Source organism: Arthrobacter sp. TMN-49, from assembly GCF_054511095.1.
This window is the reverse complement of record NZ_JBTNDH010000005.1, coordinates 46,355-65,691: the sequence shown is the minus strand read 5'-3', so window position 1 is coordinate 65,691 and position 19,337 is coordinate 46,355. Positions and strand designations below refer to the sequence as shown.

Annotated in this window: 18 protein-coding genes; 10 read left to right on the top strand and 8 right to left on the bottom strand. The window is 62.2% G+C overall.

From position 1 onward, the window contains the following. Positions 1 to 31: 31 nt before the first annotated feature. Positions 32 to 1,132: a DUF475 domain-containing protein gene (locus ACX80E_RS03845; RefSeq protein ID WP_459300583.1), complete on the bottom strand. Its 1,101-nt coding sequence runs from the start codon at positions 1,130 to 1,132 to the stop codon at positions 32 to 34. Positions 1,133 to 1,426: 294 nt separating this feature from the next. Here ACX80E_RS03845 and ACX80E_RS03840 point away from each other — a divergent pair, with 294 nt between their 5' ends. Further along, a complete protein-coding gene (locus ACX80E_RS03840) occupies positions 1,427 to 2,491 on the top strand; it encodes a hypothetical protein (RefSeq protein ID WP_459300582.1) in 1,065 nt (354 codons plus the stop codon). A 48-nt stretch (positions 2,492 to 2,539) separates the two neighbouring features. Further along, positions 2,540 to 3,574 carry an adenosine deaminase gene (locus ACX80E_RS03835; protein WP_459300581.1) on the top strand — a complete coding sequence of 345 codons (1,035 nt, stop codon included), beginning with the start codon at positions 2,540 to 2,542 and terminating at the stop codon, positions 3,572 to 3,574. A gap of 75 nt (positions 3,575 to 3,649) precedes the next feature. Here the strand turns inward: ACX80E_RS03835 and ACX80E_RS03830 are convergent, their stop codons facing one another. Further along, positions 3,650 to 4,342: a LysE family translocator gene (locus ACX80E_RS03830; RefSeq protein WP_459300580.1), complete on the bottom strand. Its 693-nt coding sequence runs from the start codon at positions 4,340 to 4,342 to the stop codon at positions 3,650 to 3,652. Positions 4,343 to 4,449: 107 nt separating this feature from the next. Here ACX80E_RS03830 and ACX80E_RS03825 point away from each other — a divergent pair, with 107 nt between their 5' ends. Next, positions 4,450 to 4,905 (top strand): Lrp/AsnC family transcriptional regulator, encoded by a 456-nt coding sequence (locus ACX80E_RS03825; RefSeq protein ID WP_459300579.1) that lies wholly within the window; start codon positions 4,450 to 4,452, stop codon positions 4,903 to 4,905. A gap of 18 nt (positions 4,906 to 4,923) precedes the next feature. Here the strand turns inward: ACX80E_RS03825 and ACX80E_RS03820 are convergent, their stop codons facing one another. Continuing rightward, positions 4,924 to 5,439 (bottom strand): DinB family protein, encoded by a 516-nt coding sequence (locus ACX80E_RS03820; protein ID WP_459300578.1) that lies wholly within the window; start codon positions 5,437 to 5,439, stop codon positions 4,924 to 4,926. A 278-nt stretch (positions 5,440 to 5,717) separates the two neighbouring features. Between ACX80E_RS03820 and ACX80E_RS03815 the strand changes: the two genes are divergently transcribed. The 3 genes from ACX80E_RS03815 to ACX80E_RS03805 are packed head-to-tail and all read left to right on the top strand — an operon-like array spanning position 5,718 to position 8,670. Further along, positions 5,718 to 6,515, top strand: coding sequence for a (Fe-S)-binding protein (locus ACX80E_RS03815; RefSeq protein WP_459300577.1), 798 nt, complete (start codon positions 5,718 to 5,720; stop codon positions 6,513 to 6,515). Then, on the top strand, positions 6,512 to 8,038 hold the full coding sequence (locus ACX80E_RS03810; protein ID WP_459300576.1) for a LutB/LldF family L-lactate oxidation iron-sulfur protein: 1,527 nt from the start codon (positions 6,512 to 6,514) through the stop codon (positions 8,036 to 8,038). The genes ACX80E_RS03815 and ACX80E_RS03810 overlap by 4 nt, the downstream gene beginning before the upstream one ends. Further along, a complete protein-coding gene (locus ACX80E_RS03805; RefSeq protein ID WP_459300575.1) occupies positions 8,035 to 8,670 on the top strand; it encodes a LutC/YkgG family protein in 636 nt (211 codons plus the stop codon). Before ACX80E_RS03810 ends, ACX80E_RS03805 begins: the two co-directional genes overlap by 4 nt. A 35-nt stretch (positions 8,671 to 8,705) precedes the next feature. On the opposite strand, the gene ACX80E_RS03800 is transcribed toward ACX80E_RS03805, so the two are convergent. From ACX80E_RS03800 to ACX80E_RS03790, 3 genes are all read right to left on the bottom strand, one after another. Continuing rightward, a complete protein-coding gene (locus ACX80E_RS03800; protein WP_459300574.1) occupies positions 8,706 to 10,268 on the bottom strand; it encodes a stealth conserved region 3 domain-containing protein in 1,563 nt (520 codons plus the stop codon). A 56-nt stretch (positions 10,269 to 10,324) separates the two neighbouring features. Then, the gene (locus ACX80E_RS03795; RefSeq protein ID WP_459300573.1) at positions 10,325 to 11,731 is read right to left on the bottom strand and encodes an FAD-binding oxidoreductase; all 1,407 of its coding nucleotides are present in this window, start codon (positions 11,729 to 11,731) and stop codon (positions 10,325 to 10,327) included. Positions 11,732 to 11,853: 122 nt separating this feature from the next. Continuing rightward, entirely contained in the window at positions 11,854 to 12,276 is a 423-nt protein-coding gene (locus tag ACX80E_RS03790; RefSeq protein ID WP_459300572.1) for a hypothetical protein, read from the bottom strand. A 249-nt stretch (positions 12,277 to 12,525) separates the two neighbouring features. Here ACX80E_RS03790 and ACX80E_RS03785 point away from each other — a divergent pair, with 249 nt between their 5' ends. After that, a complete protein-coding gene (locus tag ACX80E_RS03785) occupies positions 12,526 to 14,055 on the top strand; it encodes a M28 family peptidase (RefSeq protein WP_459300571.1) in 1,530 nt (509 codons plus the stop codon). 84 nt (positions 14,056 to 14,139) lie between these two features. Here ACX80E_RS03785 and ACX80E_RS03780 read toward each other — a convergent pair whose 3' ends face one another. Next, positions 14,140 to 14,844 (bottom strand): TetR/AcrR family transcriptional regulator, encoded by a 705-nt coding sequence (locus ACX80E_RS03780; RefSeq protein ID WP_459300570.1) that lies wholly within the window; start codon positions 14,842 to 14,844, stop codon positions 14,140 to 14,142. A 141-nt stretch (positions 14,845 to 14,985) separates the two neighbouring features. On the opposite strand from ACX80E_RS03780, the gene ACX80E_RS03775 reads away from it, so the two are divergent. The 3 genes from ACX80E_RS03775 to ACX80E_RS03765 all read left to right on the top strand — a co-directional run bounded on the left by ACX80E_RS03775 (position 14,986) and on the right by ACX80E_RS03765 (position 18,880). Continuing rightward, positions 14,986 to 16,371, top strand: coding sequence for a flavin monoamine oxidase family protein (locus tag ACX80E_RS03775; RefSeq protein WP_459300569.1), 1,386 nt, complete (start codon positions 14,986 to 14,988; stop codon positions 16,369 to 16,371). Between the two features lie 80 nt (positions 16,372 to 16,451). Further along, positions 16,452 to 17,333, top strand: a complete 882-nt coding sequence (locus tag ACX80E_RS03770) for a universal stress protein (protein ID WP_459300568.1) — start codon at positions 16,452 to 16,454, stop codon at positions 17,331 to 17,333. Next, positions 17,330 to 18,880, top strand: coding sequence for an APC family permease (locus ACX80E_RS03765; protein ID WP_459300567.1), 1,551 nt, complete (start codon positions 17,330 to 17,332; stop codon positions 18,878 to 18,880). Before ACX80E_RS03770 ends, ACX80E_RS03765 begins: the two co-directional genes overlap by 4 nt. Before the next feature lie 87 nt (positions 18,881 to 18,967). Here ACX80E_RS03765 and ACX80E_RS03760 read toward each other — a convergent pair whose 3' ends face one another. Then, entirely contained in the window at positions 18,968 to 19,330 is a 363-nt protein-coding gene (locus tag ACX80E_RS03760; RefSeq protein WP_459300640.1) for a DUF5997 family protein, read from the bottom strand. Between the last annotated feature and the right edge of the window lie 7 nt (positions 19,331 to 19,337).

Here is a 19,337-nt window from a genome sequence, read left to right as displayed (position 1 = left end):
GAAAATGGTGAGAATTGTCTATTGTGATGTGTCAGTTGGAAAGCTGGTCCACTTTGGGCGAGCCCGCCGCAGCGACACGATTATTGCGAACAATTGAGGAAATGAAGGCCGAGCAGATAAAGATCACGCCGATAAGACCTGTGACGATCTCGTTAACTTCTACGCTAATGGTTAGTAGCAAGATCAGGGCCAAGGCCCCGATGGCCCAGTGCGCGCCGTGGTCCAAGTATTCGTAGTCATCCAAGGTGCCCTCGCGGACCAGGTACACGGTCAGGGAGCGGACAAAGATGGCACCAATCAAACCAAGGCCTAGGGCGATGATGATGGGGTCGGAGGTGATGGCGAAGGCGCCAATGACGCCGTCGAAGGAAAATGAGGCGTCAATGACTTCCAGGTACAGGAACAGCATGAACGCCGCCTTGCCAACAGCCGTGCCCACACCCCTGGTGTCCTTGGAGTTGGCGGCCGGGAGGGGCAACTCCTCGTCCCCGGTCTCAACAGTGAACAAGTCGCCTAGGCCGCGGACCAGGAAGTATGTGACAAGGCCCAGGATGCCGGCGATCAGGACGTCAACCTCTTTGCCCGGGCGGACCATGGAGGCCGACGCCACCAGGACTAGCAGGCCGATGACCAGTGAGGCACCGTTGAGCCGGCCGATGAAAGCCAGCGGCCTTTCCAGCAGGCTCAGCCAGCGCAGTTCACGCTTTTCAAACATGAAGTCTAGGAACAGCATGAGCAGGAAAATGCCACCAAAAGCTGCGATTTGCGGGTGCGCCTCATGCAGGAGGTAGGCGTAGGAGCCGGGCTCATGGATGCTGCCCTTTTCCAGGGCCAGTTGGATGGCCTGAACGGGGTTGAGGTTGGCTGTCACGCCAACAATGAGCAGCGGGAAGGCAACGCGCATGCCCACAACGGCTATCAAAATGCCCACAGTCAGGAACATCTTCTGCCAAAACGCGCTCATCTTTTCCAGGATGCGGGCGTTGACCACGGCGTTGTCGAAGCTCAGGCTGACTTCAAGAACACCCAGGATTGCGCAGAGGATAAGTGCTTCAATGCCGCCATAAATGAACGCAACAATGAGAGCCACTGCGGAGATCGCGAACGACCACCCAAACGTTTTCATGAACACGCGCTGACAAGCTCCTCAGAAGTTCCTCAAACAATGCCGGCTCAAGGAATCATGGTCGATGCTGTTACGGACCCGTCTGCCCCGACGGAGCGGAGGCGAATCGTTCAAACTCAATTATCTCCATTCACGCTACATATTCCTAATGGATTGGGGGTATTAAGGCTGGGAAAACGCTGAACATCTGCCGCGAATCGCTCGGCGCACGCTTAGACTGGCGGGCAAGGCGATCTGACGGCGATTTAGGCAGTGTTGGCGGCTGCCTGTGCCGCGAAAACGATTGAGGGGCATCTATTCATGGAACATTCGGCGATTGATGCAAAATCACGGCTACGACTTCAGGCGTTGAACCGGTGGGCAGCGGACGCAGTCGACTCAGGTCATGAGGTCCCCTCCGCCGCCGTGTTGGAGCAGATTGCCGTGGCCAGGAGTGCCGAGCACGCTGGTATTGACTCGGCCCTGGTTCGTGCCTGGGCGGCAACACTCACCTGGTTGATGCACCAAGCCACCTTCGGAGTTGCCGAACCCTACTTGGAGCTGCCTGACAGTCTTCGCGTTCCGGCCGCTGTGACAGGGGCGCCCCATGCTGTTGCCGTGGCTGTGACAACCCGGGTGAGGCGCGCCAAATCCCCGGCCCAGAGCACCCGGGAGACTTTGCCGGCCGCCCACCTGCCCAAATGGGAATCGGCGGCCAGGGCGCAGGTACTGGAGGCCATCAAGCGCTTTACAAAACCGTTGCATGAGTTGAAGGCGCGGGATGCCAACGAAGGCGACACCCGGCTGGTTGTCACCGACATCCTCTGTGAAGGCTTGGACTACGACAAGTTCAGGGACCTGACCACTGAATACATGGTCAGGCAGGACTTTGCCGACTACGGCGTTCGGATCGACAAGCAGCTTGTGGCGTTCATCGAGGTCAAGCGCATCAGTCAGAAGCTGAATGAAAGGCACCTTCGACAGGTCCAAATGTATGCGGTCAATGAGGGCATTGAGTGGATGGTTCTCACCAACGGTGCCGTGTGGCAGGCCTACCATCTGACTGGCGGGCTGCCCGTGGTGATCAATATGGCCTTCGAAGTTGACCTGCTGGGGCCGGAGTCACTGGAGGAAAAGGCTGACTTGATGTTCCTGCTGCATCGGGATGCCCTCAAGCGCAGGCGCATTGACGAGGCGTGGAAGCACCGGGCGGCGACTGAACCCGGCGCCGTCCTTGAGGTGATCTTGTCCGCGGCCATCCTTGATCAGATGCGCAAGGAAGTGAAAAAGCGGACCGGAACCACCACTACGCCGGAGGCGCTAAGTGAGGTTATCCGTACCGAGATTGTGGACCCGAAACTCATGGCGAAGCTGTTCAAGTCCTAGGCCCCTCCTGGCCGGCCACTGCGATGGTGCGCCCGTAGACTTGCCCCCATGAAAACAGTAGCCACGAAGAACATTGACGTTGCCGCGATGGCAGCCCTGCCCAAAGCCGAGCTGCACCTGCACATTGAAGGGACCCTGGAACCGGAACTGATTCTGAAGCTAGCGGCCCGCAATGGCGTGGCGTTGCCGTTCCCCACCCTGGAATCCTTGCGCGAGCAATACGAGTTCACCGATCTGCAGTCTTTCCTGAACCTGTACTACGCCAATATGGCCGTCTTGATCACGGAGGCGGACTTTGCCGACATGACGCGGGCCTACCTGCGCCGTGCCAAGGACTCTGGTGTGCGCCATGCCGAGATCATGTTTGATCCGCAGGCCCATGTTGGCCGCGGTGTTGAACTTTCGACGGCGGTCAACGGCATTGCGGCGGCGCTGGCTTCCAGCGTGGCCGACTTTGGTGTCACCACTGGCCTGATAGCTGCGTTCCTACGTGACCAATCCGAAGAATCCGCGCTGGAGACCTTCGAGGCGCTGCTGGCCATGAAGGCACCCATCATGGGCATTGGCCTGGACTCCGCAGAGGTGGGGAATCCGCCGTCGAAGTTCATCCGCCTGTACCAGCGGGCCAAGGAGGCTGGCCTGCGCCTGGTGGCCCACGCGGGGGAGGAAGGGCCGCCCAGCTACGTTGCAGAAGCCCTGGATCTGTTGGGTGTTGAGCGCATTGACCACGGGATCAGGGCCATCGAGGACACATCCTTGGTCAAGCGCCTGGTGGCTGAACAGGTTCCGTTGACGGTGTGCCCGCTTTCCAATGTGCGCCTACGGGCGGTGGACACGCTGGCCACCCACCCGCTGCCGCAGATGCTGGCGGCAGGGCTGAACGTGTGCGTCAATTCCGATGATCCGGCCTATTTTGGCGGCTACCTGGCCACCAACTTCGCCGCACTCGTGGCCGAGTTCGCCTGGGACGCGGCCACTGTGGAGACGCTGGCCGCGAACTCCATCCGGGCCTCCTTTGCCGCGCAGGACCGCAAGAGCGAGTTGCTGGCGGAACTGGCGGCTTGGAGTGGCGCCCACGGCTGATTCAGCGATCGACTGCGGACTCGCCAAAGCGCAGAGGCGCACCCAACGCGCTGCCAAAGTTGTCCGCTTTTGGTTCTATCCGCGGGCCATCACGTGCCCGGCCACCTCGACGACGGGGCCAGCCTGCTCCGCCAGCAGCAGCGCACCCAAGGCGCACATGATGATGCCGCTGGAGAGTGTCACACCACGAGCCGCGCCCGGGCGTGAGCGCAAGACCTTGCGTGAGCCGACGGCAATCGCCGAGTAAACGACAGCCGTTGTGGCCACGAACGTCAGGCCGAGAATCACCGATTGCAGCGGCACCGAAAATGCGGCGTCGGAGGTGATGAACTGGGGCGTGAGGGCAACGAACACCAACATGCCCTTGGGGTTGATGCTGCTGGTGCCAACACCTTGAAGGTAGGCGCCCATAGGTGTGCCGGAAGAAGCGGCACCCTGTGCGTCTGCTGACATTTCGCCATGGGGCCCAACACTCACGAAGCCAGCGCTGCGCCAGGACCTGGTGGTTTTGAAGCCAAGCCACAACAAATAAAGCGCGCCAGCCACAGTGAGCCAGCTCAGCAGGCTGGGAACCGCTGCCATGAGGGCAGCAATTCCTGCCGCCAACAAGATGGTGTGCAGCACGTAGCCGCTGCAGAGTCCGGCCACGGCAGGGAAGAAACTGCGCCGGCCAAGGCCTGCGGCAATGGAGTACGCCCAGTCTGGGCCGGGCGTGCAGCTCAAGGTGATGGCAACCATGAGGAAGCCAAAGAGTGCCTGCGGTTCCATACGATGCTCCTTAGTGGTGGTCCAACAGGAGCAAGCTTATGGAATTTGGGCGTGGAAGTGCTTACCTGTTTAGCCCCTTTGGCGGCTCGGCGCGATAAGATTTTGCTGTGATTGATGCCATTGACAGAGAAATTTTGCGCACGCTCCAAAATGACGGCCGCATGAGTGCCACGGCCCTAGCCGCCCGGGTGGGTTTGACTGTGGCGCCTTGCCATCGTCGGCTCAAGGATTTGGAGGCCTCCGGGGCCATTAGCGGGTACCGGGCAGTCATCAGCCCCAGTTCGGTGGGGCTGGGTTTTGAGGGGCTCGTGTTCGTGACCCTGGCCCAGGTGGACAGGGGCACCATCGATGACTTTGAGGCGAAAGTGGCCGCCAACACCCGCATCACCTCGGCCCAGCGCCTCTTTGGTGATCCCGACTACATCTTGAAAGTTATGGCCCGGGATTTGAACGACTACCAAAAGTTCTATGACACCGAGCTGACAAGCCTGCCGGGGGTGTTGCGGCTGCGCTCAACTCTTGTCATGAAGAATCTCAAACCCGGCGCAGGCCTGCCACTGTAACGGGCACCTGGATCGCCGTCAGGAGAAATTGTGGTCCCCGGCGGCACCGTCGATCAGCTCACGCACAATGTCCGCGTGCCCGGCGTGGCGGGCGGTTTCCTCCACCATGTGAACCAGCACCCAGCGCATAGACACCGACTTCTCGTCCCAGCTGCTGCCCGTCTCATCAAGTCCGACGGCGGCGATGGCCTCATCCGCGGCGGCGCAGGCGCGTTGGTAGAAGGCAAGAATGTCGTTGGTGGATTCCGCCGGGGTGGCCGCCATGTCCGACTCCGGATCGGCGTCCACATCGGGCAAGGGTTCGATGGGGCGGCCGAACGTTTCACAAAACCAGCCATACTCTACGGCGGCAAGATGCTTGACGAGCCCAAGCAGGTTTGTTCCCGAAGGGACCATGGGGCGGCGCAGGTCCACGTCACTGACGCCGTCGAGCTTCCATAGGATGGCGGCACGGTGGCGTTGCAGCGCCACATGAAGGCACGTCTTTTCATCGCCTTGCCCCGGGACGCGCAAAGCAGCAGGTGATGCGGACATGGTGATCTCCTTTGGTGGCGATGCCGGCCACGCTGTGCAGCAGATCCGGCAGGGCAAGCATACAGGGCCGTTTCTTCATATATGCCGCTGGCCAATTCGCACGCGTGCCTAGGCTGCGGCGCGCTGGACGTGTCGGTCCCGTGGTTCCATAAACCGGCTCTGCAGTGTCTTACGGACGATCGAGGCAGGCCATCGCACGAACCTGATTCGTGTCCCGGATGAGTAACCTAGGGTGTGGTCAGTCCACATGGTGGCGCTTTTGCCCTACAGTGGGAATCATGAAAATTGCGCTCTTCGCCACTTGCATCGTTGACGCCATGTATCCGCGCACGGCGCAGGCCACTGTTGCCTTGTTAGAACGGCTTGGGCATGAGGTGGTGTTTCCCTCCGGGCAAGCCTGCTGCGGCCAGATGCACGTGAACTCAGGCTATTTCAAGGAAGCCCACGCGGTGGTGGCCAACCATGTTGCAGCCTTCGACAACGACGACTACGACGTGGCCGTGGCACCGTCGGGGTCCTGTGTGGCCAGCGTGAAACACCAACACGAATTGGTTGCCCGCCGTCGCGGTGACGCGGCGCTGGAAGCCCGGGCCGCCGTCGTGGGGGCAAAAACCTATGAACTCTCGCAGGTGCTGACAGATGTCCTGGGCATCACCAACGCGGCCGAGCAGCTGGGGTCCTACTTCCCGCACAAGGTCACCTACCACCCCAGCTGTCACGGCATGCGGCTGCTGCGTCTGGAAGACCGGCAGCTGAACTTGCTGGCGAGCGTGGGTGGCATCGAAATGGTGGAGTTGCCCGAGGCTGAGCAGTGTTGCGGCTTCGGCGGCACGTTCTCCATGAAGAACGCCGACGTCTCCAGCGCCATGAACGCTGACAAGGCGGCGAACATTTGTAGCACCGGCGCCGAGCTGTGCTCCGGTGGTGACGCCAGCTGTCTCCTGCACGTTGGCGGCGGGCTGTCCCGCCAGGGAAGCAATGTGGGCACTCTCCACTTTGCCGAGATTCTGGCCAGCACGCGGCAAAATCCGGCAACCGTCTCAGGTGCCGTCAAACTGGCAGGGAGCAAGCGATGAGCAACACGTTTCTTGGCATGCCAACACTGCCAGTTTTTGGCCACGGCAACATCAACGCCACAGAGTCCTTCCCCAAGGCTGCGCGCAGGGAACTGGCCAACACCCAGCTGCGCGCCAACTTGGGTCACGCAACCCACACCATCAGGGACAAGCGCCTAAAAGTAGTGGCGGAGCTTCCCGATTGGGAGGACATGCGCAATGCCGGCAGCGCCATCAAGGACGCCACCATGGCCAACCTGCCGGCGCTGTTGGAGCAGTTCGAAGCGAACTTCACAGCGCGCGGGGGCATCATCCACTGGGCCCGCGACGCCCAGGAAGCGAATGAGATTGTCACCGCCCTGATCCGGGAAACCGGTGAAACCGAGGTGGTGAAGGTCAAGTCCATGGCCACCCAGGAGATCGGCCTGAACGAATACCTGGAGGAGGCGGGCATCGCCGCCTATGAGACGGACCTGGCCGAGCTCATTGTGCAGCTTGACCACGACAAGCCCAGCCACATCCTGGTGCCCGCCATTCACAAGAACCGCAGCCAGGTCCGGGAGATCTTCCTGCGCGAGATGCCCGTGGTGGATCCGAACCTCACTGACGAGCCCGCCCGCCTAGCCGAGGCGGCCCGGACGCACCTGCGCAAGAAGTTCCTCTCCGCCAAGGTGGCCGTCTCCGGCGCCAACTTCGGCCTGGCAGATACGGGCACGCTGACTGTTGTGGAATCCGAAGGCAACGGCTGCATGTGCCTGACCCTGCCCGAAACCCTCATCACAGTCATGGGCATTGAGAAGCTGCTGCCCACGTGGAGCGACCTTGAAGTGTTCATGCAGTTGCTGCCGCGGTCCTCCACGGGTGAGCGCATGAACCCCTACACCTCGCTGTGGACGGGCGTGACCCCCGGCGACGGCCCGCAAAATGTGCACCTGGTCATGCTGGACAACGGCCGCACGGCGGCACTCGCCGACGAATACGGCCGTACCGCGCTGAACTGCATCCGTTGTTCAGCCTGCATGAACGTGTGCCCCGTGTACGAGCGCACGGGCGGCCACGCCTACGGATCCACTTATCCGGGCCCCATCGGCGCCATTCTTTCCCCACTCATGACGGGTATCAAGAGCGAGGAAAACAGCTCCCTGCCCTACGCGTCCTCACTCTGTGGCGCATGCTTTGACGCCTGCCCCGTGAAGATCAACATCCCCGAAATTCTGGTCCACCTGCGCGGTGAAGACGTGGATGCCAAGCGCGCCAAACTCAAGGTGCCCTCCCAGATGGACCTCATGATGAAGGGGGCAGAATGGGCGTTCTCCAGCGGTTCGCACCTGAATCTACTGGAAAAGGGCCTGCCCCTGGGCAAGTTGGTGGCAGGCCCCGACAAGGTCATCAAAAAGTTGCCCGGCATCGCCGGTGGCTGGACCCAAAGCAGGAACATTCCCGCCCCGCCCGGCCAATCGTTCCGCCAATGGTGGGACAAGGAGCACAAGCCGGGCGCCGCCGTCGTGCCCGGCACCACAGCAAGCGAAGGGGAGCAGGCATGAGCGCCCGCGAGGACATCATGAACCGCATCAAGTCGGCGCTGCGTGACGCCCCGGAGATGCCCGTGGTGCCCCGGGAGTACCGCCGCAGCTCCGAGATGACCGATGCGCAGCGGCTCGAACAGCTGGTGGACAGGCTGCGGGACTACAAGGCGAACGTTTTTGTCACACCCGCCGCGGCGGTGCCCGCCAAGCTGGCCGAACTGCTGGCCGGCACCACCTCCATTGTGGTTCCGCATGGGCTGCCCCCGGAGTGGCTTGCGGCCCTGAAGAACGACGCCGGGGCGCCAGCTGTGCACGTTGACTCGCCGGAGCGTCGCCTCACCGTGGCGGAGCTGGCTGCCGTGGACGCCGTGGTGACATGCGCGGCCACGGCGGTTTCCGAGACCGGCACCATCATGCTCGACGGCAGTGACGATCAAGGACGCCGCATCATTTCGCTGCTTCCAGACAGGCACATCTGCCTGCTGCGCGCCGCCGACATTGTGGAGGTGCTGCCCGAGGCCATTGCGCGCCTGGAAGCGACCCGTCCGCAGACCTGGATCAGCGGGCCCAGTGCGACGAGCGACATTGAGCTTGAACGCGTTGAGGGTGTTCATGGCCCGCGCACACTCGACGTCATCATCTGGACGTAGCTTACGCGGCTTCTAGCTGCCGGGCCCGGGCCGGGTTACTTCTCCCAGGGCGCCTTGAACGGGAAGTACTTCTCTAAAAAGTCGGTGACCAGCTCGCGACGTTGGGCTGGCGTCGCGTCGCCAGAGCTGCCGTCGTTGAGGCAGAGAAAGTCGGCGTTTCTCCCCGCCAGCACCTGTCCCAGTGACGCCAGGCCGGCAGTACTGGCGGTGTCCACGTAGATGCCCGCGCCGTCGGCGTGCATGACAGCGCGCCCCGTCAGCAGGGCGTAGTAGTGGTACAGCGAGTTTGTGACGGAAATGTTCTCCGCGGCGCGGAAGGTGCTGGCAGCCGTTGCGGCAAACTCCTTGGCAAATTCTTTCTCCAACTCGGCCAGCACTGATCTGCGTAGTGGTGCGGCGCTGTGTTCAAGATGGTGGGTGGTGAAGGTGCCGAAGCGGTCCCATAGGAGGCGGCGATTCACCCGGGCGGAGTTCTCAAATCCGCTCCGCTGCTCATCATTTTCGCCGAGCCCGATGCGGTTGGGGGACAGCATGAAACGGGTAATTCCGCCCGCAGTAAAGAACAAGTCCGGTGACAGGGGCCGGGCAAAGAACATGTCGTCATTGGAATACAGGAAATGTTCGCTTAACCCGTCAATATGGTGCAGCTGAGATTCCACGGCCATGGAATTGTGAGTTGGCAGAACTGTCGGATCGGCAAAGTGTTCGTGACTGCGGACAAGGGTGACCTTTGGGTGGGCAGCCAGCCACTCCGGGGCACGGGAATCTGTGGCAACGAAGATGCGCCTGACCCACGGCGCAAACATATGCACCGAACGCAAAGCATATTTGAGTTCATCCACGTGGCGGAACCGGGATTCATGGTCATCGCCCTCACCCAGGAGTGCCGTTGCTTCCAAGGCCCGGCGGGAGGCTTGATACGACGCGGCGCTGCCGTCCACCCAGGAAAACACCATGTCGATCTCAAAGCGAACATCAAAAACGTGGTCGATGAACATGTTTTCAATGGTGGGCCAGCTTTGCCCATAAAGGTCCACTGTGCTGCGCCGGGCCTCGAGGGGGGCAAGAGTGCGCCGGGTAATGGAGTTCTCCCGGGGCAGCTCAATCCTGGTGGGGGAGAACCGCCACAGTTCAATTTGGACGCCCCACGCAGCGCCGTAGTACAACCCTCCCCGAGGTTCCAGCCTGGGCCGAAAAAGCCGGAAGATCCGGGTTTTCGCTGACTGTGTCAGGGAGCCCTCGGCGAGGAGGGTGGTGGACTTCTTGGTGTCAACGCTGCGGGCGTAGAAGGGTTCCGTGGCGAAGGCCCCGGCTAGGGCCCGCTCCAAGACGGCCCGCAGTGACGTGTCGATGGCCAGTACCGGCCGCTCATCGTTGCCGCGCACCAGAAGATACTCAATGCCGTATGTATCTAGAACGTGCCGTACTGCCAGCAGATCTGCCACCATGGCCTCATGCGGTGTGAGCGCGTTGCGGCTGCCGGCACTGTTGAGTAAGGCCAGCCGTCCACGGTGAAGCACAGTGTCGGGGCGCGCCAAGATGGCGGCCATGGCCGGTGTTAGTGGGGCCGATGCCTTGGCTCCGGGGGTGCTGGGCATGGCAGGCTCCTTCCAAGGCGGCGGGCGGGCAAACGCGTGCCAGCCCTGCAGTGAGCTTACCGCGCCGGAACCTGGCCTAAACGGAACACGTGCGCCGGGTCAAAGTGCTGGGCCAAGGCGGTCAATCGTTCCAGCACGGGGTATGTGTAGTTGGCGGCGAAGCCAGCATGTCCGGCGGCGGCTGAGAAGTTGGGCAGGGTGCCAGCAAATGCCCAGGGTGACATGGTTTGCAGCAAACTGGCCGAATGTGCGCTGACGGCCGGCAGCTCCGGTGGCGCGGCCACGCCTATCGTGTTCATGCCGAAAGCGGCACTGCGGTGGCACAGGGCACTGGGCACCGGTGGGTCCTGAGCGAAGGCGCCACCAAATTGCCGGATTTCGACCATCATTTGCGGCGAGGCGCTGCCCGGGCCGGCGGCTGCCAACAAGGTCTCTGCCGCAGCTGTGCTGAATTCGCGCAGAAGAGCGCCCCCTTCGGCGGCCGGCAAGGCATCGTCGGGATCCGAATGAACTAAACCGATCATGGATGCTGGCATGAGTCCCACAGCATCCATGAGCGGCCTCGCGGCTGAGCGCATCGGCGCAAGCCAGGTGGCGCCGTCGTCCGGGCCGCCCGTATAGACGTACCTCACGGCGATGGTGAACTTTCCGGCTAGGGGCTCGGGGACTCCGGGCATGGGCGGCAATTGCATCAGCGCGACGGAGGTGGTGGCTGCCCGGGGCAGCGTGGGGCACCATTGCGCCCACGTCCGCAAGACAGTGGCCACGTCGGCGCTGCCGAAAAAGAGTGCACCGGCGTAGATCTGCCGGAGTGGGAGCAGACTGAACTCCAGCGCCGTGATGACGCCCAATGAGCCCTTGCCGCCGCGTAGGCCCCAGAAAAGTTCGGGCTCGGATTCGGCGCTGGCATGGCGCAGTTCGCCGTCGCCGGTCACCACGTCCAAGGAGATGACCTTGTCCGAGGCCGCACCAAAGGTTCTGGCCATGGGGCCGAGCCCGCCGCCGCTGGTGTACCCGGCCACGCTGACTCCCGGTGCCGAACCGCTCAGACCCGTCAAGCCCAGCCCCTCACAGCTGGAGAGCACAGTTTTCCACGTGACCCCGGCCCCCGTGGCGGCGATGCCCCCGCCGCCCACCGATTCGGCCACCGTGCACCCGCCCAGTGAGCGGGTGTGGATGAGCAACGCGCCGTCCAGGTCACTGGCAATGCCGTGGCCGGTGGCTTGCACGGCCACGGGAAGGCTGTTGGCGGCGGCGAACTTCACTGCCTTCACCACGTCGGCCGCGTTGGCTGCCTCCACCACTGCTGCCGGGCTGGTGGCCACGGCAATGTTCCACGGTGTGGCCAGCTCAACATATTTGGCTTCGCCAGGCTCATACAGTGGCCCGGACAGGGTGCGGCGCAAGGACGCAAAACTCGGTCCGGATGAGGTTGTCGGGGCTGACGTGTCGCTGGGTTCCATGCTGACCTCCGCGCTAAGGCCGCTGCACAGTGCGCAAGGCCCCCAGACGACCTACGTTAAAGAGTGCCATCGCGAAGGATCTCTGGCTAGCCCTTTTTGGTGTTCGACGCCGGGCGGGCCCCTTAGCTGCTCCGTGCCGAGCGTTTGCGGTTGAAAATGAGCGCCACAGCAATCCCGGCGAGCCAAAAATCCTTGGCCATGGCCGTTCCTGCCGGTGTTGGGCGGATGCTGTCCGGCTCGGTCAGGCCGGGAGTCTTCAGATACGTGGCCAACAGGCCGGTGGAGAACGCGCCCAACGCCAACCCGGCCAGCCGGGTGGGAACCAGGGGCGTCAATACCAGCGCACCCAGGGCGATCTCAGAGAAGCCCAAATAGTTCCCGAACTTTTCCGGCGCCAATTCTCCCAGCTGCGGGACGACGCGCTGTGCCGAACTTTGCAAGCCGGCAGCCTGTTCCGGGGTGAGGCTGAGTTTGCCAATCCCGGTGTTGAGAATGAAGGCTCCGGAGACGATCCGAAGTGCGACGTTGCTGATACTGATTCCCATAATTTACTCCCGTGCATTTTGCTGGCGGTCTGGGTTTCAGCCTATGGTTCCTTTCCTGCCGTGGCTAGTGCCGGTGGCGGCCGCCAGATTACCGGCATGACCCGGATACGAGGCGGACTTGGCCAATTGGACTGATTTGCAGCATTTTAAGGTCACGATTTGATAACGGGACTATCGGGATCGTGCGGCATAGGGCAACCTCAGCAGGGTGGAATGGCTCCCGGTTGGGAGCAGACTAAAGGAGAAATCATGCAAGCAAGAGCATTGCTGGTAGCCGGGGTGGTCGTCGCGGCCATGTTGGTTCCGGTAACGGCCGCGTCTGCCGTGGATGACGTCAACACCAACAAATTGCGCAAATCGGTAACGGTGAGCGGAATCCTGGCGCACGAACGCGTGCTGCAACGAATTGCCAACAACAATGACGGAACACGAGCCTCGGGGACGCCCGGCTATGCTGCTTCCGCCGACTACGTCAAGAAGCAGTTGAAGAAGGCCGGCTACAAGGTCACAGAGCAGGCCTTTGAGTTCCCGTTCTATCAGGAGGTCAGTCCGGCCACCCTGAGCCAAGTCTCGCCGTCGTCGGCTTCCTATGAGACCGAATCCATGCAGTATTCCGGAAGTGGAGCCGTGACCGGCACGCTGGTTGCTACCAACAATGTGGTGATTCCGGCAACCCCGGAACCCAGCTCGGCGTCCGGCTGTGCGGTGGCAGACTTTGTCCCGGCCTCCGCGACCACCCCCCAGGTGGCGCTCATCCAGCGCGGCACCTGCACCTTCGCGGTCAAGGTCGCCAACGCGGTGGCTGCCGGGTATGACGCGGCAGTGATCTTCAATGAGGGCAACCCCGGCCGGACGGAGCTGCTGAGCGGTGTCACCCTCGGGGAGCCGGCGGCCATTCCCGTGGTTGGCATCAGCTACGCGGACGGGGTGGCGCTCTACAACGCCTCCGTGGCTGGGGCAACAACCGTTGCCGTCACCACCGACATCATCAATGAAACCCGCACCACCACCAACATCATCGCCGATTCCCCGAAGGGCGACCCCGCCAAAACAGTGGTGGTGGGCGCTCACCTGGACTCCGTGCTGGGGGGTGCCGGAATCAACGACAACGGCAGCGGCACGAGCGTGATTCTCGAAACCGCCATCCAGATGCAGAACTTGAAAATCAAGCCACGCCAGCAAGTCCGTTTCGCCTTCTGGGGTGCCGAGGAGTCCGGCTTGCTGGGTTCCACGCACTACGTCAACAATCTCAGCGACGAGCAGTTGTCAACCATTTACGCGAATTTGAACTTCGACATGCTCGGTTCGACCAACTTCGTGCGATTCGTCTATGACGGTGACGGTTCCACCGATGGCTTGGCAGGCCCTCCCGGGTCAGCACAGATCGAATCGGTCTTCAACGACTACTTTGAAGCGCAGGGCCTGGCAAGTTCCCCGACGGCGTTTGACGGCCGATCCGACTACGGGCCATTCATCGCCGCCGGAATTCCTGCCGGCGGACTCTTCAGCGGAGCGGAGGACCTCAAAACCGCCGAGGAGGCGCTCATTTACGGTGGCACGGCCGGCGCCCCCTATGACCCGTGCTATCACCAAGCCTGTGACAACGCGAACAATTTGAGCACGGCGGCGTTGAACGAGCTCGGTGACGCAGCGGCGCATGCCGTGATGACCCTGGCTACCACCAAGTCCGGGTTCTTCGAGGATGGCAGTCGGCGTGCCGCACGCTCCGAGATCTCCGCGGACGACCTCCCGTACTGGGGTAACGGGCTGGTTCGCTGAGTCAAGGCTAGGGATCCGGTCCGCTGCTGCCGCAGCGGGCCGGATCTCTGTTGCGTGTCCGCTCGGGCGGCGGATTCATTCCCTCTAGCCTAGGGTTGCCGCAAGCCCGGCGATCATGGCCTTGAGCCCGAGGGTAAAAGCGGCATCCGCATCATTGCGTTTGGCTGCCCCGGCTGACCCGGCTGGATCGGCGAGGCTTAGGCCCCGGCGGGCGACGGCGGCGCTGAAGTTGGGAACCTCCGGCCCCATGGCCCCGACATCGAAAATATTCTCTGGCGCATTGACGTCGTAGGCCGAGCCATAGATGAAGGACTCAAGAGCCACCACCGCATCAATGACGGCTTCGCGCGGCCAGCCAGCTGCCAGGAAGCCATTGGTGACAGCTTCATACATGGTGATGGTCTTGGGTGCGTTGGTCACTGGCAAGAGGGCAATGACGGGAATTAAGGGCAAGTGTGCGGCAAAGACGTCCCGGTAGGAGTGCGCCCAGATCCTCACAGCCTCTGCCCATGGCTGATCGGTGAAGGCCGACACGTCCACCCGGCCCATCAGGTGGTCCTCCACCAGCAGCAGCACATCCTGCTTGGAGCGCACGTGGTTGTACAGGGCTGACGGCGCAACATTGAGCGAGGCGGCCAAGGCTGCCATGGTCAGGCCCTTGTAACCGGAGTGACTTATCAGCTTCAGTGCCGCCCTGGTAATCCGAGCGGAACTGAGCACCGCTTGTGCCGGGCGGCCTGCCCGGCGTCGTTCCTGAACTGCTTTCTGCGCTGTCTCCACCGGGTCCACTCTCCCTCCTGAATGCCACCGGGCGCAAATTTTTCAGCGCACCTCTTTACCTGTGGCGGTGATGTCCGTTACAGTCTATTCTAAATGAACATCATTCATTTAGTGAAGCGCCTCACTGGAAGCTTCTCAGGAGAGGGAAATATGGCAGCGGAAGCAAATCCACTAACTATTGAACGCGACGTGGTCATCATTGGCGCCGGACCGTCAGGGCTGACGGCGGCCCGTGAGCTGAAGAAGGCAGGCCTGAGTGTTGCAGTTGTTGAGGCCCGTGACAGGGTTGGCGGCCGCACCTGGAGCAACACCATCGACGGCGCGTGGCTGGAAATTGGCGGTCAGTGGGTCTCGCCGGACCAGTCCGCCCTCATTGGCTTGCTCGATGAACTTGGCTTGGACACCTACTCGCGCTACCGCGACGGCGACAGCGTCTACGTGGCCCCCGACGGCACCCGCACTCGCTACACGGGCGAGATGTTCCCGGTATCGGCGGAAACCGAAGCAGCCATGAACAAACTGATTGACACCCTTGATGCGCTCGCAGCCCTCATGGATCCGGAAAAGCCCTGGGATCACCCGAGCGCCCGCGAACTGGACATCATCTCCTTCCATCACTGGTTGCGCACCCAGTCCAGCGATGAAGAGGCGTGCAACAACATTGGCCTGTTCATCGCCGGCGGCATGCTGACCAAGCCCGCGCACGCCTTCTCGGCCCTGCAGGCAGTGTTCATGGCCTCCTCGGCTGGCTCCTTCTCCAACCTGGTCGATGACAATTTCATCCTCGACAAGCGCGTAGTGGGCGGCATGCAAGGCGTCTCCCTCGCCATGGCCGCGGAGCTGGGCGAGGACGTCATCCTCAATTCCCCGGCCCGCACCGTTCGCTGGAGCGAGAACAATGGCGACTCCCGAGTCACGGTGATTGCCGACGGCGCCACGGTGACAGCCAAGCGCGTGGTCATGGCCGTCCCGCCGAACCTCTACAGCCGTGTCTCCTTTGACCCGCCGCTGCCGCGCCGCCAGCACCAGATGCACCAGCACCAGTCGCTGGGCCTGGTCATCAAGGTCCACGCCGTCTACGACACCCCGTTTTGGCGTGCGGACGGCCTCTCGGGCACCGGGTTCAGCGCCTCCTCGCTGGTCCAGGAGGTGTATGACAACACCAACCACGAGGACCCCCGCGGCACCCTGGTGGGCTTCGTCTCGGACGAAAAAGCCGACTACGCCTTCACCCTCACGGCCGAGCAGCGCAAAAAGGAAATCACGGCATCCCTGGCCGAATTCCTTGGCGACGCAGCCGCCGAACCCGTCGTCTACTACGAATCGGACTGGGGTTCTGAGGAATGGACTCGCGGCGCCTACGCCTCCTCCTATGACTTGGGCGGCCTGCACCGCTACGGACCCGACCAGCTCACCCCCGTTGGCCCCATCCACTGGTCCTGCTCCGACTTGGCCGCTGAGGGCTACCAGCACGTTGACGGCGCGGTCCGCATGGGCCAGTTCACCGCCAACAAGCTCATCGCAGAGCTGGAGTAACACCTGCCACCGTCCCAGCAGCCGCCGCGGCTAAGACCCGAACAGCTCAGATTGATATCTTTTGTCCTTAAGGAGGACCTATGCGGTACGTAGTTGGATATACGGCCAATGCCCGTGGCGGCGATGCCGTTAACTTGGCTGTGGCCTTGGCTCGCCGGCAGGGTGCCTCCCTGGATCTGGTGATGGTCATGCCCGAGGATTCGCCCTACAACGGGGCGTATCCGCCGGTGGCTGGTTTTGAAAGCATCCTGACCGAGCAGGTCTCACAGTGGCTCGACGGCGGCCTGGCCTTGGTCCCTGCCGACGTTCCGGCAGGCGCGCATATCCGGCGCGGCGAGTCGGAGGCGGAGGCGCTCATTGCCGCCGCCAACGACCTGGGCGCCTCGCTTCTGGTGATTGGCGCCAGCGCCACCGGCTTGTTCAAACGCTTCAGTGTTGGTTCGGTGGCCAGCGCCTTGTTGCACGCCTCAAACGTGCCCGTGGTGCTTGCCCCGTCAGGGTACAGCCGCACGGAGCCCATCACGCGGCTGACGTGCGCGCTGGGCACCAGGGAAGGCGCCAGCCAGGTCCTGGCTGCCGGCATCGCCATGGCCAAGCGCCGGCACCTGCCGTTGCGGCTCGTTTCCCTGGTGGCGCTCGGGAATGACGACGCCGGCACAACTGTGGGGGACGCCGTGGAGCACCTGCGCGCGCTTTCGGAAGCCAGCCAGGCGCCAGACCTCGACGCCTTGGACAAACTCGAGATCGACGTGGTGGTTGGCAGTGGACGAACCATTGAAGATGCCGTTGACCGCCTGGACTGGCAGGACGGGGAACTGCTCATGATCGGTTCCAGCCGCCTGGCCCAGACAAAATCAATTTTCCTCGGCGCGACGGCCAACCGGATCCTGCGCGCCCTGCCGGTGCCCATGATTGTGGTCCCGCGCGACTTTGAACTCCCAAGCGATGAGGTGACGGCATGAGTGCCATAGAAACTGTCAGAAGTGCCCCCGGCGATCACGGGCTGAGCGCGAAGGGTCTTAAAGCCGGGTCGGTGGGCCTGCTTGGCGCCGTCGTTATCGGCATTTCCTGCATTGCTCCGGCGTATACGCTGACAGCCGCGCTGGGCCCCACGGTTTCGGAGGTGGGTGTGCATCTGCCAGCCATTTTCCTGGTGGGTTTCATCCCCATGCTGCTGGTGGCGCTGGGCTACCGGGAACTGAACAATGCCATGCCCGACGCCGGCACCTCCTTCACATGGGCATCGCGCGCCTTTGGCCCGTGGCTGGGCTGGATGGGCGGCTGGGGGCTGATCGCCGCCACCATCATTGTGCTCTCCAACTTGGCGGCCGTGGCCGTGGACTTCTTTTATCTGATGCTGGCGCAAATTTTCCAAAATGATTCGCTGGCGGACCTGACCACCGTGCTGCCGTTGAACATCGCCACCACCTTGGTGTTCATTGCCGGTGCCTGCTGGATCTCATACCGGGGCATGGAAACCACCAAGACGTTCCAATACGTTTTGGTCGCATTCCAGCTGCTGGTGCTGGGCTGGTTCGCCATTGCCGCCTTCGCCCACGTGGCCAACGGCACGGCCTTTGATGCCACAGCCATTACGGCCGATTGGTTCAACCCCTTCGCAGTCGAGTCGTTCTCACAATTTGCTGCGGGTGTTTCGCTGTCCATCTTCATTTTTTGGGGCTGGGATGTCACCCTGACCATGAATGAGGAAACGAAGAACCCGGAGAAGACACCGGGCCGGGCCGCTACGGCAACAGTTGTTGTCATCATGGTCATCTACATGACAGTGTCCCTGGCCACGCTGGCGTTCGCTGGCATTGGCACCGAGGGGCTGGGTGCCGGAAACCCTGACAACCAGGGCAGCATCTTTGCGGTCTTGGCAGGACCTGTCATGGGCCCGTTCGCCATTTTGATGTCACTGGCCATCCTGAGCTCCTCGGCAGCATCCTTGCAGTCAACGTTTGTCTCACCGGCACGGACCCTGCTGTCCATGGGCCACTACCAGGCCCTGCCCAAGAGTTTCAGCAAGATCAGCCCCACGCACAAGTCACCCAGCTACGCCACCATTGCAGCAGCCATTGCTGCCGCGGCGTTCTACGTGATTACCCGCACACTTTCCGAGAATGCGCTGTGGGACACCATCACTGCCCTGGGCATGATGATCTGCTTCTACTACGGCATCACTGCACTGGCCTGTGTCTGGTACTTCCGTGCGGAGGCCTTCCGGGGTGCACGGAGCTTCTTCTTCAAGTTCCTGGCACCCTTGGTGGGTGGAGTCATCCTGCTGGTCATGTTCTTCAAGACGGCCTACGACTCCATGGACCCTGACTACGGTTCCGGCTCCAACATTGGCGGGCTGGGCTTGGTCTTCATCCTCGGTGCGGGCGTGATCTTGTTGGGTGCTGTGTTGATGTTCTTCATGTACCTGCGTAACCCGGCGTTCTTCAAGGGCCAGGTCCTCAGCAAGGCCAGCCAGAGCTACAACCCTCAAACAACTGACCGGCCTTAAACAACTGACCCGCAGAAAACGCCGAAAAATCACGTCTTACGCGTGATTTTCGGCGTTTTCTGCGGGTCAGTTGCTTAATTGTGAGGGCTAGCTTTGGGGGCGGCGGGCGGCTTCGCGCTCTTTAGCCAGCTGAGCCTCAGCACGGGCCTTGGCGTGCACTGCACGTTCCTCAACCAGCCATGCGGGGGGAGCCTGCAGCAGCGCCGTAATCTCCGCCGTCGTGAGGGCGTCGGTGATGTTTGAACGGCTCAGACCGCCAATGGAAATGTTCAGTTTCTGCGCCATGACGGCACGCGGGTGGGGTCCATTGCGGCGCAGCTCGGCCAACCATTCCGGCGGATTCTCCTGCAAAACCTTGAATTCCTCCCGGCTTAGCGCGTTCTCTTGGAATTCTGCGGGGGCAGCCGGCAGGTGGATGCCCAGCTTCTTGGCCGCCGTGGCGGATTTCATGGCTTGG